The organism is Nocardia vermiculata NBRC 100427 (assembly GCF_001613265.1).
Classification (GTDB): domain Bacteria; phylum Actinomycetota; class Actinomycetes; order Mycobacteriales; family Mycobacteriaceae; genus Nocardia; species Nocardia vermiculata.
In genome coordinates this window covers 128,347-145,093 of the sequence record NZ_BDCA01000007.1, presented here as the reverse complement: position 1 = coordinate 145,093, position 16,747 = coordinate 128,347, and the positions used below count along the sequence as shown (strand labels likewise).

Genomic DNA, 16,747 nt, shown 5'->3' with positions numbered 1-16,747 from the left:
CTCATGAATCGCGGTGGATCGGCGGACGGTATGACGTCCGCACCGGTGGAGATGCCGCCGGACGTGCACGGGAAGGACACCGGCCGGGCGCGCTGGCTGGCGTTGGCGGCGATGGGGCTGGCCATGCTCACCATCGGGCTGGATACCACCGTGCTGGTGGTCGCACTGCCCACAATGGCAATCGACCTGCATGCGAATACCGGTGCGCTGCAATGGTTCACCACCGCTTACACGCTCGCGCTGGCCGCGCTGATGCTGCCCGCCGGTGCGCTCGGCGACCGCTACGGGCGCAAGAAGGTGCTGCTGGCGGCGTTGGTCCTTTTCGGCGGCGCCTCGCTGTGGTGCGCGCTGGCGACCTCCGCCGGAATGCTCATTGCGGCGCGCGCCGTGCTCGGCGTCGCTGCCGCGGCGATGATGCCGCTGTCGATGTCGGTGCTGCCCAGCCTGTTCCCCGATCAGGGTGAACGCCAGCGGGCGCTCACGATCTGGGTCACCTGCACCGCGGTGGGGCTGCCCCTCGGACCGATCGTGGGTGGCTGGTTGCTGCAGCATTTCTGGTGGGGTTCGGTATTTCTGATCAACGTCCCCCTGGTCGTGGTCGGCCTGCTCGCAGTTCTGGCCCTGGTGCCCGAGACCCGCGCCGCGACCCGGTCCCGCCTCGATCTCCCCGGTGTGGTGCTGTCGGCTGCCGGGATGCTGTGCTTCACCTACGGATTCATCCGCTTCGGTGACACCGGCTGGAGCGATGGCACCGCGTGGGCGACGGTGCTCGCCGGTGCCGTCCTGCTGGCCGGATTCATCTGGTGGCAACGGCGAGCGGCGCATCCGCTGATCGATATCGCACTGTTCGCCAACCGCGGGTTCAGCTGGGGCACCGCGTTTTCCGTCTTCGTCAACTTCGCGATGTTCGGCATGTTCTTCACGGTGCCGCAGTATTTCCAGGCGGTACTGGGGGCGGACACCCTGGGGAGCGGACTGCGGCTGCTGCCGATGCTCGGCGGGCTCGCGGTCGGTACCCGCATCGTGGACAAACTTCTGCCGAAGGTGGGCGGTCGGCTCGTACTGAGCGTCGGCTTCCTGATCTTCGGTGCCGCCTTGGCGATGGGCGCGATGACGGATGTGGGCAGCGGCTACGGATACACCGCGATCTGGACCACCGCGCTCGGCTTCGCCATGGGCATGGTGATGCCCGCCGCGATGGGCATGGCGATGGGTGAGTTGAGTGCCGAACGCGCCGGTTCGGGATCCGCGCTGATTCAGGCGTTGCGGCAGGGCGGCGGCACCATCGGCGTAGCGGTACTCGGCACGGTGCTGGCCACCCGCTACCGCGCCGACCTCGGCTCCTATAACCACGAGCCGGTGTCCGACGGGGTGAATGCGGGCGCTGCGGTCGCGCACGCTTCCGGAAACGGTGACCTGCTGGCGGTGGTGCAGTCGGCGTTCGTTTCGGGCATGGGTGCCATGCTGTGGCTGTGCGCGGTGGTGTGCCTGCTGGGTGCGGTACTGGCCGCGTTCTTCACCCGAAACGGGGCGCGCGACGCGACCGAGGACGCCGATGCGGGACAATCGGTGCATGTCGGCTGAGTCGAAGGCTCCCATGCGGGCCCATACCGGGGCGAGTCCCTCGCCCCGGACGGGCTTGCGTGAACGCAAGAAGCAACGCACCCGGCGCACCATCCGCACCGAGGCGTTGAAGCTGTTTCAACGGCAGGGATACACGGCTACCACGGTCGAGCAGATCGCCGAGGCCGCCGATATCTCGCCCAGTACGTTCTTCCGCTACTTCCCGTCCAAGGAACAGCTGGTGCTCGTCGACGATGTCGACCCGATCATGATCCGTGCCTTCGAATCGCAGCCCCCGGAGCTGAGTACCCTGGCCGCCTTCCGGCAGGGCATGCGCGACACCTTCGCGGAACTCGACCCCGAGGAGTGGCAGTTCGAACAGGACCGGATGAAGCTGATCTACAGCGAGCCGGAACTACGCAGCGTGGTCATGCGCGAAACCGAGCGCAATGTGCGGCTCGTCGCCGGCCTGCTGGCGCGCCGAATCGGCAGGGCGGAAGACGATTTCGAGGTGCTGGCCTTCTCCGGTGCGGTGGTCGGCGCCCTGATGACCGCGTTCAGTTCGGCGGGGCTGGACATGGACAGGGTGGAACGTATCGTCGACTTCATGGAGGCCGGAATGCCGTTGGGCCCGAATACCGGCAGCGTCGGCTAGCGTTCCACTGCACATTCTCGACGGTTACTGTGCCGCCAGGTGAGCTGCGACCGTATCGTCACTCACGGTAGAGAAGAATCCACCGATCACGTCCTCGATCTGTGCCACCGATTCCGCGCAGTACAGCACCGGCTGATAGTGGGTGATGTCGTAGGCGGCGGTGCCCATCTCGTGGATGTCCAGCGGGCGCAGCCGGGCCTGCCGGAACTCTTCGATCTCACCGTAGGAAGAGAGTAGACCCGCGCCGTAGCAACGTATTTCGCCGTGCTCACGAAGAACGCCGAATTCCATCGAGAACCAGAATACGTCGGCGAGGAATTTCAGCGCCGCGTCCGTTTCCAGCCGCGCGACCGCGGTTCCGGCCGCGGCGTAGAGCGCGGCGAAACGTGGGGCGGCGAGCTGGTTCGCATGCCCGATGATCTCGTGCACGGCATCGGGCTCCGGTGTGTAGAGCGGGGCCGAGTGATGACGAATGTACTGGGTGGAGTGGAAGATTCGGTCGGCGAACGAGCCGAAGAATTCCCGCAGCGGAACCAGACCGGCTGCCGGGACGTAGCGAAAACCGCTGAGCGGCACTAGTTTATCGGTCACCTCGGCCAGTTGGGGGATATGGTCGACCGGCAACGCCAGTCGCTGTTCACCGGCGAGCACCTCCGCGCATGCGTAGTCGGCGTGCTTGTGCGTCAGCTCCGCCGACACGATCCGCCACACCTGCTGCTCGGCTTCGGAGTAGTCGATGCGCGGCAGCGGTTCACCCGGTCGGTACGCCAGCGCCAGGGCCGCGATCGAATTGCGTCGCGCCCGGTACTCGGGGTCGTGTACACCCGGGTGCTCGGCACTCAAATGCACGGTCACATCGCCGTCGCTACCCGTGGTAACCGGCGAGTACAACCGCCCTTCGGTGAACATATCTCCAGGCAAGCACTACTGACCTGTCCTGACAACAAACCTGCGGCAAACTGAGCAAATTGCCTAGCTGTGCGGGAAAATGCTGCCTACATCGCAGGGATGTGGACCATCGGCCGCGAACTACCGGCACACGAAGAAGCCGCCCGCATCCGATGATGCGGGCGGCTCCGGTTCGAACTGCGCTACCTCAGGGGCGGGCGAACAGCAGGGCTCGCTTGACTTCCTGGATGGCCTTGGTGACCTCGATGCCGCGAGGGCACGCGTCGGTGCAGTTGAAGGTGGTGCGGCAGCGCCACACACCCTCGACATCGTTGAGGATGTCCAGACGCTCGCGGGCGCCCTCGTCGCGGCTGTCGAAGATGAAGCGGTGTGCGTTCACGATCGCGGCCGGGCCGAAGTAGCTGCCGTCGCTCCAGTACACCGGGCAGGAGGTGGTGCAGCAGGCGCACAGGATGCACTTGGTGGTGTCATCGAAGCGGGCACGGTCGTGCTGGGACTGGATGCGCTCGCGGGTGGGCTCGTTGCCGTGCGTGATCAGGTACGGCTTCACCGCACGGAACGCGTCGAAGAACGGCTCCATGTCCACGACCAGGTCCTTCTCCACGGGCAGGCCGCGGATGGGCTCGACGGTCATGGTGAGCTCTTTGCCGTTCTTCGGCAGCATGTCGCGCATCAGCACCTTGCATGCCAGCCGGTTGACGCCGTTGATGCGCATGGCGTCGGAACCACACACACCGTGTGCGCACGAACGGCGGAACGTGAGCGTGCCGTCCAGGTAGGACTTGATGTAGATGAGCACGTTCAGGAAGCGGTCGGTCGGCAGCACCGGCACCTGGAACGAATCCCAGTGCGCACCCTTGTCGTCTTCGGGGTTGAACCGGGCGATCTTGACGGTCACCATGGTCGACCCGGCCGGCACCGGAGCCGGCTTCTGCCCGGCGGGGGCTTCTGCTACAGCAGTCATCAGTACTTACGCTCCATCGGCTCGTAACGGGTCTGTACGACCGGCTTGAAGTCGAGCTGGATATCGGCGATCAGCTCCGCCGGCTTACCGGGCTCGACCTGCTTGTACGCCATGGTGTGGCGCATGAAGTTGACATCGTCGCGGTCGGGGTAGTCCTCGCGAGCGTGGCCGCCGCGCGACTCCTTGCGGTTGAGCGCACCCACGATGGTGACCTCGGCCAGCTCCAGCAGGAAGCCGAGCTCCACGGCCTCGAGCAGGTCGCTGTTGTAGCGCTTGCCCTTGTCCTGCACTGTGATGTGCTCGTAACGCTCCTTGAGCGCGTGGATATCGGTCAGCGCCTGCTTGAGCGTCTCCTCGGTGCGGAAGACGCCGGCATTGGTATCCATGGTCGCCTGCATCTCGGTGCGGATATCGGCGACCCGCTCGTTGCCGTGGTCGGACAGGATCAGGGCCAGCCAGTCCTGCACCATGGCCGCCGGGTTCTCCGGAAGCTCGGTGAACTCGGTGCGCTGCGCGTACTCGGCGGCCGCGATACCGGAGCGGCGGCCGAACACGTTGATGTCCAGCAGCGAGTTGGTGCCCAGGCGGTTGGAGCCGTGCACCGACACGCATGCGCACTCACCGGCGGCGTAGAGGCCGGGGACGATATCGGTGTTGTTGCGCAGGACCTCACCGCGGATCCGGGTCGGGATGCCACCCATCACGTAGTGACAGGTCGGCATGACCGGCACCGGCTCCTTCACCGGGTCCACGCCCAGGTAGGTGCGGGAGAACTCGGTGATGTCGGGCAGCTTCTCCTCGAGCACGTCCTCGCCGAGGTGGGTCACGTCGATGTAGACGTAGTCCTTGTTCGGGCCGCCACCGCGGCCCTCGGCCACCTCCAGCACCATCGACCGCGCCACGATGTCGCGGGGCGCGAGGTCCTTGATGGTGGGGGCGTAGCGCTCCATGAAGCGCTCACCGTCGGAGTTGCGCAGGATGCCACCCTCACCACGGACGGCCTCGGAGATCAGGATGCCCAGACCTGCCAGACCCGTCGGATGGAACTGGTGGAACTCCATGTCCTCGAGGGGCAGGCCCTTGCGGAACACGATCGCCATACCGTCACCGGTCAGCGTGTGCGCGTTGGAGGTGGTCTTGTACATGCGGCCGGAACCGCCGGTGGCGAAGATGATCGACTTCGCGTGGAAGACGTGGATCTCACCGGTGGCCAGCTCGTAGGCGACCACGCCGGTGGCGACCGGACCACGATCGGTCTCGCTCATCACCAGGTCGAGCACGTAGAACTCGTTGTAGAACTCCACGTCGTGCTTGACGCAGTTCTGGTACAGCGTCTGCAGGATCATGTGGCCGGTGCGGTCCGCGGCGTAGCACGCACGGCGCACGGGGGCCTTGCCGTGATCACGGGTGTGACCACCGAAACGACGCTGGTCGATCTTGCCTTCGGGCGTCCGGTTGAACGGCAGGCCCATCTTCTCCAGATCGAGCACCGCGTCGATGGCCTCCTTGGCCATGATCTCCGCGGCGTCCTGGTCGACGAGGTAGTCGCCGCCCTTGACGGTGTCGAAGGTGTGCCATTCCCAGTTGTCTTCTTCGACGTTGGCCAGTGCGGCACACATACCGCCCTGGGCCGCGCCGGTGTGGCTTCGGGTCGGGTACAGCTTGGTCAGCACAGCGGTGCGGGCCCGGGGGCCGGCCTCGATCGCCGCACGCATCCCCGCGCCACCGGCACCGACGATGACCACGTCGTAGCGGTGCTCCTGAACCGGTCGAGATTCGCTCATCGCGGTGGCGTTCCTAACTGATGTTGGGGTCGAAGGTGAAGATGACGTAGGTGCCCACACCCATGATCAGGATCATGGAGACGACCAGCAGCGTCTTCAGCCAGAAGCGGGTGGAGTCCTTGCGGGAGTAGTCGTCGATGACGGTGCGCAGGCCGTTGCCGCCGTGCAGCTGGGCCAACCACAACATGGTCAGGTCCCAGAGCTGCCAGAACGGGCTCGCCCAGCGGCCGGCGACGAAGCCGAAGTTGAGCCGCTTCACGCCGCCGTCGAGCATCAGCATGATCGTCAGGTGGCCGAATACCAGCACGATCAGCAGCAGGCCGGAGAAGCGCATGAACAGCCACGCGTACTTCTCGAAGTTGTTACCGGCGGCGCGGCGCGGGGATCGGGGCGCATCCAGGCTGGCCGGGCGGTCGTAGGACTTACCGAGAACAGGTGCAGTCATGGGTTCAGTGCTCCGTCAGCAGGTAGAAGAACTGGCGGCCGACGCCGGCGGCGGAGACCAGGATCCAGACCGCGAGCACGATCCACAGCATCGTGCGCTGGTACTTGGGACCCTTGGACCAGAAGTCGACCAGGATCACGCGAACGCCGTTGAGGGCATGGAACAGCACGCAGACGACCAGGCCCATCTCCATGAGGGCCACGAGCGGGTTCTTGTAGGTCTCGATCGCCTGGTCGTAGGTGTCCGGGCTGACTCGCACCAGAGCGGTGTCGAGTACGTGGACGAACAGGAAGAAGAAGATCGTGACACCGGTGATCCGGTGCAGGGCCCAGGACCACATACCGGGGTCGCCGCGGTACAAGGTCTTCCGCTTCGGCTGAGCCGGAGCTTCCAGTGTGGTCGTCATAGAGTGCGGTGCCTCCAACGTCGTTGATGGACACGCCGGCGGGCCGGCAGTCGGATCCGGTCGCAGATTCGGCGCACGGGACGAGCAGCTGAATCTGGAGAATCACCAGCTCATGCCCGGAGCTGTCATCCGGAGGCGGTGGCCGGCGGCATGCTGCCGAACCTGGACCGATCTGCTGTGAACTCTAATCCCCGGTGAATGGCGGAACTAATTCGGCGTACCGTGCGTTGCGTCTCCAACAGGCGAGTTAGGTTTGCCTTGCCTGAATATTCGACGGGTATCCGACGCTGTTTCTACACTGTCACAACAGCCCCGCGAGTGGAGGTCCGTTATGCCGGAAATCGACTGGAACGCACTGCGTACCAGCGCATTCCAGACTCTGGAAAATGCCTACGCACCATACTCCGAGTTCCCGGTCGGCGCCGCCGCTCACACTGTCGGCGACCGAATTGTGCGCGGCTGCAATGTGGAAAATGTCTCATACGGTCTGTGTCTCTGCGCCGAATGTGTACTGGTCGGTAACTTGATTTCCTCGGGTGGCGGCCGGTTGCGGGCGATCACGGTCTGCGATGCGCGCGGCGAAATTCTGATGCCGTGCGGGCGATGCCGGCAGGTGCTCTACGAACACGGCGGTCCGCAATTGCAGGTCGATCACCGCACCGGTCCGGTCACTCTCGCGCAACTGTTGCCCGATGCCTTCGGTCCCGATGATCTGTCCGCGGTCCGTTCCTGAGGCGACCTCGCCGGGCACTGCGGGATCGACTGCGGTGCTCGGCCCGCGGTTGCGGCGCGGCGAAACCGGAGCGGGTTTGGCAGGGTGGGGGCGTGACGCATTCGGCGGTATCGGTGATCGCAGCCAAGCGCGACGGTGGCGCGCTGTCCGACGACCAGATCGGCTGGGTGGTGGACGCCTTCACTCGCGGCGCGGTCGCCGACGAGCAGATGTCGGCGCTCGCGATGGCGATCGTGCTGCGCGGGATGAACCGGCGCGAGCTGGCGCGCTGGACCGCGGCCATGATCGCCTCCGGGCAGCGGATGGACTTCACCGACCTGCCCCGCCCCACCGTCGACAAACACTCCACCGGCGGTGTAGGAGACAAAATCACACTGCCGCTGGCGCCGCTGGTGGCCGCCTGCGGGGCGGCGGTGCCGCAGTTGTCGGGCCGCGGGCTCGGCCATACCGGCGGCACGCTGGACAAACTGGAATCCATCCCCGGCTGGCAGGCCGATCTCACCGCGGCCCGCATGCGCGAGATTCTCACCGATCCGGGGATCGGCGCCGTGGTGTGCGCGGCCGGCGCCGACCTCGTTCCGGCGGACCGCCGCCTGTACGCCTTGCGTGATGTCACCGGGACCGTCGAATCGGTGCCGTTGATCGCGAGTTCGATCATGAGCAAGAAGATCGCGGAGGGGACCGGAGCGCTGGTGCTGGATGTGAAGGTCGGCAGCGGCGCATTCATGAAGAACCGGGCCGACGCCACCGACCTGGCCACGGCGATGGTCGAACTGGGCGTCGACGCCGGGGTACGTACGGTCGCCTTGCTCACCGGGATGGATACACCACTGGGGCGGACGGCCGGCAATGCGCTCGAAGTGGCGGAAGCGGTGCAGGTGCTGGCCGGTGGCGGCCCGCCGGACGTTGTCGAGCTCACCGTGGCATTGGCGCGAGAAATGGTGGAACAAGCGGGAATTCGCGATACCGACCCGGCGGATGTGCTGGCCGGCGGTCGCGCCATGGACCACTGGCGCGCGATGATCGCGGCGCAAGGGGGAGACCCCGCCGCACCGCTGCCGGTCGCGCGGCACACCGAAACCGTTGTGGCGCACGAGGGGGGCGTCCTCACCCGGTTGGACGCGCTTGCCGTCGGTCGCGCGGCCTGGCTACTGGGCGCCGGCCGCACCCGGCAGGGTGAATCCGTGCAATTCGCAGCCGGAGTGGAAATGCATTGCAAGCCGGGAGACCCTGTCGCTTCCGGGCAGCCGCTGTTCACCGTGCACACCGATACCGAAGCCGCCGTACCGGCAGCGGTCGCGGCCCTGCGCGACGGATACGAGATCGGTGCGCAGCCACCGGAATCGGTGCCGCTTATCATCGACCGCATCTCCGGCTGACGGGCCGCGAGCCGTCGGCAACATGTGAGCGACCCTGCGGCAACCAAACATCGGCCGGGGGATGCACACCCGCGCAACTTCCCTGCGCGGCGCCGAGAATGCGGATAGCGTCGATATATGACTGGACCGACGCCTTTGACACTCGCCTCGATCCGCCAGGCCCCCAAGGCCGTGCTGCACGACCACCTCGATGGTGGGCTGCGTCCTGCGACCGTGCTCGCACTGGCGGAGGACTGCGGATACGACCAGCTACCGGCCACCGATGCCACCTCGCTGGCACAGTGGTTCCGGGAGGCCGCCGACAGCGGATCGCTGGAACGCTACCTGGAGACCTTCACCCATACCGTCGCCGTGATGCAGACGCCGGAGGGCTTACGCCGCGTCGCCCGGGAATGCGCCCAGGATCTGGCCGCGGACGGCGTGGTGTACGCCGAGGTCCGTTTCGCGCCCGAACAGCATCTCGAACGCGACCTGACCCTCGACGAGGTCGTCGAGCACACCCTGGCAGGTTTCCGGGAGGGCGAGCAGCTCGCCGCCGAGGAGGGCACTCCCATCCGCGTGGTCTGCCTGCTCACCGCCATGCGTCATGCCGCCCGTTCGCGTGAGATCGCGGAGCTGACCGTCCGATTCCGGGATCGGGGTGTGGGTGGGTTCGACATCGCCGGCGCCGAGGCCGGATATCCGCCGTCGCGGCATCTGGATGCCTTCGAATACATGCGCTCCAACTGCGCGCAGTTCACCATTCACGCCGGGGAGGCGTTCGGCCTGCCGTCGATCCACGAGGCCGTGGCCTTCTGCGGCTGTGACCGGCTCGGGCACGGCGTGCGCATCACCGACGACATCACCGACGCCGCCGGCACCGGGCCGGTCCTCGGTCTGGTTGCGAATTACGTTCGCGACAAACGGATTCCGCTCGAGCTGTGCCCGTCGTCGAATGTGCAGACCGGCGCGGTGCCCTCGCTGGAGAAGCATCCGTTCGATGTGCTGGCCCGGCTGCGGTTCCGGGTCACGGTCAATACCGACAACCGGCTGATGAGCGATACCGATATGAGCCGCGAAATGCTCAAACTGGTCGACACCTTCGGCTACGGCTGGAGTGATCTGGAACGGTTCACCATCAATGCCATGAAGTCGGCGTTCATCCCGTTTCCGGAGCGGCTGCGCATCATCGACGAGGTGATCAAACCCGGGTACGCGGTGTTGATCGGCTGAGCGCGCCGACCGGGATCACTCCTTCTGCAGCCGGTTCTCGAAAGCCTGTTCCAGCGCTCGCCAGCCCTCACCCTCCGCGGCGAACGGCGGGCTCGGGGCCATCCGGGCCGGATCGGGTTCGAGCAGATAGGAGACGTACCACCCCAGCGGCGTCGATTTCGCCAGCGCCCGCTCGACCGAATCGTCACCGAGGTAGTCGGCGGCATCGGTGAACAGTTCGACGGCCAGGTCGAGCTGGTCGACATCGACGGCGCGTGGGCCCTGGGCCAGGTCGTCGGCCAGGCCCGGCAGCACGTAGATGTTCTCCTCGGTGACCTCCACCTCGAGGGAGCCGTCCACCGCGGCGGTCTGCACCTCGGCGTAGGTGCTGACCTGGGCCAGATCGTGTTCGTGATCATCGGCCAGATAGCGGGCAAGGGCACGTTCGGAGGTGAAGACGGTGATGCTGCCGCCCTTGCCGAGGAACACCGGTTCGTCGTCCAGGTAGCAGCGCAACGTGAAGAACTCGCCCTCGGACGTGACGACCTTGACCGGGTCGATGCCGACCTCGTGCCAGAAGGTCTCGTCCTCGTCGTCGTCTTCGGCGTCGGTTTCGTCGGAATCGTCGTCGAGATCGACCGGCTCGATGTCGTCATCCTCGTCGGAATCGACCGCGTCCTCGGCGTCCACCACGTTCTGCTCGGCGGCCAGCACCTCCGCCTCCGCCACAGCCAGCGCCTCGGCATCGACATCGGGGCTCGTCACCACCGAGTCGATGGCGTCGATGACCTGATCCCAATCCTTGGCGATGGCACTGCCGACCTGGTCCCAGAGCTGTTCGCCCTCGCGGCCGACGAATGCCGTCACCCCAGCGGGCAGAGCGCCGAGCACCGGGTGGTTACCGAAGAATTTGATCACCACCTCGAGCTCGCACACCTCGCCGATGGTGCGAACCATGTCGAGGGTCTCCTCGAGTTCGGCGATGATCTCCGGCTCGGGATCGCCCGCCGCGAGCTCGGGCACACCGATCAGGTCGAAGACATGCTCCTCCTGCGGCTCCAGCTCGGCAGCCGATAAACCGGCGACGATCTTCCAGGACGGATGGTCCACCAGATCGTTGTCGTCGTTGGTCCGGATGAAGGCAGCCAGCTCGGCGGGCGAATCGAAGCCGTAGAGCTGGTCCTCGTGTCCGAGGAATGCCTCCCACTCGTCGTCACCGTCTCGCCAGCGCGGTGCCCACAGGGTGACCAGATCGCCGTCGGTGAGGCCGAGCTCGATCGGGACGATGTCTCCAGAAGCCATGACCGAAAGCCTATCGAGCCGAAGCGTCCGGCACTATTCGGCCCGCCCCGCAACGTTTCCCGCATCGGGCGCGGTGAAGGCGGAATTCAGCGTCCCGACAACTTCGGACCGCTGTTCTCCCGCGTTCTGCGCCGCCTGCTGGCAGGCCCAGATGATCAGCTGGCTCACCTCGGACGGTGGATGTGAGGTGACGTTCTCCGACAGTGTCAGCCCCACCAGCGCACCGTCGCTGTCGACCTCGACGCCGACCGAGCCGTCCTCGGCGGTGAACCGGCCACGCACATTCTTCAGCTCGTAGAGCGCAGCCTCCAGAGCTTCGAGCTTGTTCGTCGCGGCGGCGACGAGGGCATCCATTTCGGCGCTCACAGTGCGTCGTCCCTTTCCTCGCTCACACGGGCCTCATCCAGCTGGTCGGGCCGGTGTCCTCGTCGTCCATCCGGTCGAGCTCGTCGACGGCGGTCTGTCGCGTCGGCAGGCCCAGCTTGTCCAGTATCTCGGTAGGCATACCGGATTCGGCGAGCAGTTCGCGGCGGCGCGCCTTGGCGACGATCGCCGAACGCTTGGTGAGCCGGAGGATCTCGGCCGCCAAAGCCTGTGCACCGTACCGGTATTCGCTGCGCTCGAATTTGATTTCGACCGGAACGCCCTGGTCGGTGGCTCGTACGCTGATGGTGCCCGCGCGGTTGCTGCTGGCGGCAACGGTGACGTTCGGGATCTGCTCTCGCTGCGGCTCGCTCATGAAGTCGGCCTGTAGAAGCCGTGGAACCCCATGCCCATGTTCTCCGTTCGAATCGGGTCGATCTGCACCGGATCCCCGGCCTCGACCATCTGTCCGTTACCGACGACCATCGCGACGTGCCCGTCCCAGACGGCCAGATCGCCCGGCATCACATCGCCGCGGCTGACCGGGGTACCGCCCGCGCTCTGATCACAGGCCAGGCGCGGCAGATCCACCCCGGCCTCGCCGTAGGCCCACTTGGTGAGGCCACTGCAGTCCAGACCGGAGCCGGGGCTGTTGCCGCCCCAGACATACGGGGTACCGCAGGCGCTGATCGCGGACTTGACCGCGGTCGCGGCCTTCTCGTTGGGGGCCTCGACCTCGCTGCCGTCGGGCAGGGTGATCATGACACCGCCGTGGCGGCCCTTCTTCTCCTCGCCGGGCCGGCCGTCGGCGGAGCGGGTGCCCGAAGATGACGAGGGCGTCGCGGCAGAAGCCGGCGAGACCATCCCGCTCATCATCGAACCGCCGCTCGAGACCAGGCCGCCGAGCATGGAGGTGGCTGTCTGGGCTCCTGCACTGAGCGCGGGCGCCGCGGCCGAGGCCGCCGCGACCGGAGTGCCCGCCATCGACGGAGTCGGTGGCCCCGGCGTGAGTTCGCCCATCGACGTGGTGTGGGTATCGAGGTCCGACCGCACCTGGCCGACGACGCCGAGAGCCTGACCGAAATGATCGATCGCCGAATTGACCACCGTTATCAGCCCGGGTGCGGTGGTGACCGCGGGGCCGAGCGCAGTCACCGAGTGGACGAACGACTGCACAATGCCGTCGAGGTCTTTCTGCCCGGTCTGCACCGTGGCCGCCGCTTGGCTGACCACATCGGCCATATCGTTGCCGCGGTCCGACATCGATGCCGACGAGGTCTGCACCTTCATGGCCTTGTCCATCGCGGAGTCACCGCCGCGGCCGCTCCACGCGTTGCTCACCTGGTTGATGCTGGAGCTACCGGCTTGATGGATGCCGTCCAGATGCGTGGACACCTGCCGTAGCGCATCGGCCGGGCCTCCGGCCGGCAGCACACCGGAACCGAAACTCTCGAGCAGATCGATCAGTGGTTTGGCGAGTGCGTCCAGATCGATGACGGCCGTCATCAGATCTGGACCTCCGTGGACCGGATGGTGGCAGCGTGGTCCGCATCGGTTCCGGAGTACGTCGTGGCGGCGCCGGCGGCGGCTGCGCCCATACTGCCCATCACAGCGGACAATTCGCCGATACCGGCGACATGTCCGGCGTGCGCGGCAGCGTAGGCGGCGACGAAGTCGCCTCCCACCAGTCCGAAGATAGGCCCGAGCAGGAGCGGGTCGGCTCCGGCGGCACCGGCCGCGGCGACTCCCATTTCACCGGCCAGGCCCGTGGCAGTGGCGCCGTAGGCCGCGACGCCCTCGGTATCGACCGAGATCTTGTGCATCAACATCCCCCATCGTGCTGGTCTGGTGGCAGATTACGTCATTCGACTGGTTCGACGCACGCTCGTGCGCAACGGTTCCCTCTCGCCGGCCGAAATCCACCCTCGGTGCCGAATCCGAATCCGGCAAGACCTTATCGTTCCCCCCATGCGTACGCATATTGTGGCTCACCCGCTGGCAGCGACCTTGCTGACCACCATGCGCGATGCCCGCACCTCGAATGCGGGCTTCCGGGCAGCACTCGCCGATCTCACCGCATTCCTCGTCTACGAGGCCCTGCGCGAGGCACCGATCCGGATGTTCGATGTCGCCACACCGGTCGCCACCGCGCGCGGCACCCGCCTCGACCAGCCGCCGCTGCTGGTGCCGGTACTGCGCGCCGGGCTGGGCATGGTCGATGCCGCGAGCGGGCTGATCCCCCAGTCGCGGGTCGGCTTCGTCGGGATGGCGCGCGACGAGCAGACCCACCGGCCCGTCCCGTATCTGGAATCGCTACCCGCGGATCTGTCCGGAACTCCGGTGTTCGTACTCGATCCGATGCTGGCCACCGGCGGGTCGATGGTGCACACGCTGGAACTGCTGGCGGCTCGCAATGCCACCGATATCACCGCGGTATGCGTGGTTGCGGCGCCCGAAGGTGTTGCAGCACTGGAGAATTCTGGTTTCCCGGTGCGGCTGGTCACCGCCGCGGTCGACGACGGACTGGATTCCGACGCGTTCATCGTGCCCGGGCTCGGCGATGCCGGTGATCGTCAGTTCGGGCCGAGACAGGAGTGAGCACCCGCCTGCTCCGGCCGAGTCACCGCCGCGGGCCCGAGTCACCGCCGCGCTTCGACCCGAATCACAGTCCCGCGCAGAATTCGCGCAGCACCGACAGTCGTTGCGCGCCACGATCGCGAGCCTGCTCGAGCCGGGCACGGTCGGCGACCGGTTCGACCACCTCGAGATAACACTTGAGCTTGGGCTCGGTACCCGACGGCCGGACCACGATCCGGAGTGATTCCCCCTCGGGACCCGCTGCGCTCTCCAAGATTACGGCGTCGGTGCGCATCGGCCCGCGCAGCACCGACAGATCGGTGGTGGTGACGGGCACCCCGCCGATGCGTTCCGGCGGCGCGGTGCGCAACCGGGCCACCCGCTCGGCCGCCGCCTGCTGATCCGGCAGCCGCAGCACCACCTGATCACCGGCGTGCACACCGAATTCGACGGCGTAGTCGTCGAGCAGGTTCAGCAGATTCCGGCCGTCGGCCGCGAGCCGTGCGACCAGATCGGCGGCGGCAACTGCCGCGGTGATGCCGTCCTTGTCGCGTACCGCCGCCGGGTCCACGCAGTGCCCGATCGCCTCCTCGTAGGCGTAGACCAGGCCCTCTCCGGCGCGAGCCAGCCATTTGAATCCGGTGAGGGTTTCCGCGTAACGCGCACCCCGGGCGGGGGCCAGCGCGCTGAGCAGGCGGGAGGACACCACCGTGGTCGCGACCAGTGCGTGCCGCGGTGCGCGATCGAGCACGTAATCGGCGAGTAGCACGCCGGTTTCGTCGCCGCGCAGCATGTGCCACCCGTGCGGGCCGGGCACGCCGAGTGCACAGCGATCGGCATCCGGGTCGAGGGCGATCGCCAGGTCGGCGTCGACCTTCTCGGCCAGGTCCAGCAGTAGATCGGCCGCGCCGGGTTCTTCCGGGTTCGGGAACGGCACCGTGGGAAAGTCCGGGTCGGGCGTGAACTGCTCCTCCACCACGTGCACATCGGTGAAGCCCGCCGCTGCCAATGCGATCACGGCCGTTTCCCCGCCCACACCGTGCATCGGCGTCAGGGCGATGCGCAGTGTGCCGCGGCGCTCGACGATGGCCTTGTCGTCGGTGCCGCCGATCAGCAGTGGCACGGTCGCGGCCCGGGCCAGATAGCGGCGCAGCAGTTCTTCGCCGAGATCGGTGCCCGCCGGGATGCCCAGGGATTCCGGCTTCGGCGCGGTCGGTTTCGCGGGGATGCGCGCGATCGGTTCGGTCACCGCGTCGATGCAGCGCTCGATCTCGGTGTCGGCGGGTGGGACCAGTTGCGCGCCGCCGTCGAGGTAGAGCTTGTAGCCGTTGTCGGAGGCCGGATTGTGCGAGGCGGTGATCTGAACTCCGGCCACCGCGCCCAGTTCACGCACCGCGAATGCCAGCACCGGTGTGGGCAACGGGCGGGGCAGCGTGAGCACCGAGAATCCGGCTGCCGCGAAGACTTCCGCTGTCACCGTGGCGAATTCCGCCGAACCGTGCCGAGCGTCGCGGCCCACCAGAACCAGCCCACCGCCCAGGCAGCGGTCCCGAAGCCACTCGGCCACACCGGCACTCGCACGTGCCACGGTGTCGCTGTTCATGCCGTCCGGGCCGTCGCGCAGGGGGCCGCGCAGCCCGGCCGTACCGAATCGCAACATCAGCGGCTCCTCACAGTCGTTCCAGCACACCGCGCAGCAGTTTGCCCAATCTGGGCGCGGCGGCGCGACCCTCGGCCAGTACCTCCTCATGGGAGAGCGCTTCCCCGGTCACTCCGGCGGCCAGGTTGGTCACCAGTGAGATCCCCAGCAGGCGCAGTTCCAGCGACCGTGCCGCGATGGCTTCCAGGACCGTCGACATGCCGACCAGATCCGCGCCCATACCGCCGAGCATCCGGATCTCGGCGGGTGTTTCGTATTGCGGCCCGTTGAGGCCGGCGTACACCCCCTCGGTCAAGGCGGGATCGACCTCCCGGGCCAGGGTACGCAGAGCGGGATCCCAGGCATCGACCATATTCACGAACGACGCACCGGTGAGCGGGGTGCGGCCGGTCAGGTTCAGGTGATCGGAGATCAGCACCGTCTCGCCGACCCGCAGGCCCGGCCGGATACCGCCGGCGGCATTGGTGAGAATCACCGTCGTCGCACCGGCTGCGGCCGCCGCGTGCACCGCGTGCACGACCCGCTGCGGTTCGTAGCCCTCGTAGAGGTGCTGGCGGCCCATCATCAGCAGCACTTGGGACTCGCCGACGGTGACCGAGTGCACGACTCCCTGGTGTCCCTGCGCGGTCGGCGGCTCGAATCCCGGAAGTTCGGACATCGGAATCGACGCGGTGGGTGCGCCGATCTCGGTGGCGGCGGTCTGCCAGCCGGATCCGAGTATCACCGCGACGTGGTGGTGGATTACTCCCGTACGGGTGGCGATCGCCTCGGCGGCCTGTTCGGCAAGCATCCGCCCACGATAGTGCGCCGGAGGGT

18 protein-coding genes are annotated in these 16,747 nt (G+C 66.9%); 6 read left to right on the top strand and 12 right to left on the bottom strand.

Annotation, left to right across the window (positions count from 1 at the left end):
- The first annotated feature begins 30 nt into the window (after positions 1-30).
- Together NV2_RS11340 and NV2_RS11335 are read left to right on the top strand one after the other, a co-directional pair.
- A complete protein-coding gene (locus tag NV2_RS11340; RefSeq protein ID WP_245662550.1) occupies positions 31-1,584 on the top strand; it encodes an MFS transporter in 1,554 nt (517 codons plus the stop codon).
- Complete coding sequence (locus NV2_RS11335) at positions 1,574-2,218, top strand: acyl-CoA-like ligand-binding transcription factor (RefSeq protein ID WP_174550578.1); 645 nt, start codon at positions 1,574-1,576, stop codon at positions 2,216-2,218. Before NV2_RS11340 ends, NV2_RS11335 begins: the two co-directional genes overlap by 11 nt.
- A 24-nt stretch (positions 2,219-2,242) precedes the next feature.
- On the opposite strand, the gene NV2_RS11330 is transcribed toward NV2_RS11335, so the two are convergent.
- The 5 genes from NV2_RS11330 to sdhC form a co-directional block, all read right to left on the bottom strand.
- Positions 2,243-3,127, bottom strand: a complete 885-nt coding sequence (locus NV2_RS11330) for a phenylalanine 4-monooxygenase (protein ID WP_067871627.1) — start codon at positions 3,125-3,127, stop codon at positions 2,243-2,245.
- A gap of 187 nt (positions 3,128-3,314) precedes the next feature.
- Complete coding sequence (locus NV2_RS11325; RefSeq protein ID WP_067871624.1) at positions 3,315-4,091, bottom strand: succinate dehydrogenase iron-sulfur subunit; 777 nt, start codon at positions 4,089-4,091, stop codon at positions 3,315-3,317.
- Positions 4,091-5,875, bottom strand: coding sequence for a succinate dehydrogenase flavoprotein subunit (gene sdhA, locus NV2_RS11320; protein ID WP_067871621.1), 1,785 nt, complete (start codon positions 5,873-5,875; stop codon positions 4,091-4,093). Before sdhA ends, NV2_RS11325 begins: the two co-directional genes overlap by 1 nt.
- A 13-nt stretch (positions 5,876-5,888) precedes the next feature.
- Entirely contained in the window at positions 5,889-6,320 is a 432-nt protein-coding gene (locus NV2_RS11315; protein ID WP_067871618.1) for a succinate dehydrogenase hydrophobic membrane anchor subunit, read from the bottom strand.
- 4 nt (positions 6,321-6,324) lie between these two features.
- On the bottom strand, positions 6,325-6,726 hold the full coding sequence (sdhC, locus tag NV2_RS11310) for a succinate dehydrogenase, cytochrome b556 subunit (protein WP_067871614.1): 402 nt from the start codon (positions 6,724-6,726) through the stop codon (positions 6,325-6,327).
- A 331-nt stretch (positions 6,727-7,057) separates the two neighbouring features.
- Between sdhC and NV2_RS11305 the strand changes: the two genes are divergently transcribed.
- The 3 genes from NV2_RS11305 to NV2_RS11295 all read left to right on the top strand — a co-directional run bounded on the left by NV2_RS11305 (position 7,058) and on the right by NV2_RS11295 (position 10,050).
- Complete coding sequence (locus NV2_RS11305) at positions 7,058-7,459, top strand: cytidine deaminase (RefSeq protein WP_067871611.1); 402 nt, start codon at positions 7,058-7,060, stop codon at positions 7,457-7,459.
- A gap of 92 nt (positions 7,460-7,551) precedes the next feature.
- Positions 7,552-8,838, top strand: coding sequence for a thymidine phosphorylase (locus NV2_RS11300; RefSeq protein ID WP_067871608.1), 1,287 nt, complete (start codon positions 7,552-7,554; stop codon positions 8,836-8,838).
- Positions 8,839-8,955: 117 nt separating this feature from the next.
- Positions 8,956-10,050: an adenosine deaminase gene (locus NV2_RS11295; protein ID WP_067871606.1), complete on the top strand. Its 1,095-nt coding sequence runs from the start codon at positions 8,956-8,958 to the stop codon at positions 10,048-10,050.
- Between the two features lie 15 nt (positions 10,051-10,065).
- On the opposite strand, the gene NV2_RS11290 is transcribed toward NV2_RS11295, so the two are convergent.
- The 5 genes from NV2_RS11290 to NV2_RS11270 are packed head-to-tail and all read right to left on the bottom strand — an operon-like array spanning position 10,066 to position 13,523.
- Positions 10,066-11,331 (bottom strand): SatS C-terminal domain-containing protein, encoded by a 1,266-nt coding sequence (locus tag NV2_RS11290; RefSeq protein WP_067871603.1) that lies wholly within the window; start codon positions 11,329-11,331, stop codon positions 10,066-10,068.
- A 33-nt stretch (positions 11,332-11,364) separates the two neighbouring features.
- Entirely contained in the window at positions 11,365-11,697 is a 333-nt protein-coding gene (locus tag NV2_RS11285; RefSeq protein WP_067871600.1) for a YbaB/EbfC family nucleoid-associated protein, read from the bottom strand.
- Positions 11,698-11,719: 22 nt separating this feature from the next.
- The gene (locus NV2_RS11280; RefSeq protein ID WP_067871597.1) at positions 11,720-12,070 is read right to left on the bottom strand and encodes a hypothetical protein; all 351 of its coding nucleotides are present in this window, start codon (positions 12,068-12,070) and stop codon (positions 11,720-11,722) included.
- Positions 12,067-13,200, bottom strand: coding sequence for an NlpC/P60 family protein (locus NV2_RS11275; protein WP_067871594.1), 1,134 nt, complete (start codon positions 13,198-13,200; stop codon positions 12,067-12,069). The genes NV2_RS11280 and NV2_RS11275 overlap by 4 nt, the downstream gene beginning before the upstream one ends.
- Positions 13,200-13,523 carry a type VII secretion target gene (locus NV2_RS11270; RefSeq protein ID WP_307613494.1) on the bottom strand — a complete coding sequence of 108 codons (324 nt, stop codon included), beginning with the start codon at positions 13,521-13,523 and terminating at the stop codon, positions 13,200-13,202. Before NV2_RS11270 ends, NV2_RS11275 begins: the two co-directional genes overlap by 1 nt.
- A 139-nt stretch (positions 13,524-13,662) precedes the next feature.
- On the opposite strand from NV2_RS11270, the gene upp reads away from it, so the two are divergent.
- Positions 13,663-14,292: a uracil phosphoribosyltransferase gene (gene upp, locus NV2_RS11265; protein WP_067871591.1), complete on the top strand. Its 630-nt coding sequence runs from the start codon at positions 13,663-13,665 to the stop codon at positions 14,290-14,292.
- A 64-nt stretch (positions 14,293-14,356) separates the two neighbouring features.
- Here the strand turns inward: upp and NV2_RS11260 are convergent, their stop codons facing one another.
- Both NV2_RS11260 and NV2_RS11255 read right to left on the bottom strand, forming a co-directional pair.
- Positions 14,357-15,931, bottom strand: coding sequence for a phospho-sugar mutase (locus NV2_RS11260; RefSeq protein ID WP_067871589.1), 1,575 nt, complete (start codon positions 15,929-15,931; stop codon positions 14,357-14,359).
- Positions 15,932-15,941: 10 nt separating this feature from the next.
- Positions 15,942-16,721: a purine-nucleoside phosphorylase gene (locus NV2_RS11255; RefSeq protein ID WP_067871586.1), complete on the bottom strand. Its 780-nt coding sequence runs from the start codon at positions 16,719-16,721 to the stop codon at positions 15,942-15,944.
- Positions 16,722-16,747 lie beyond the last annotated feature (26 nt).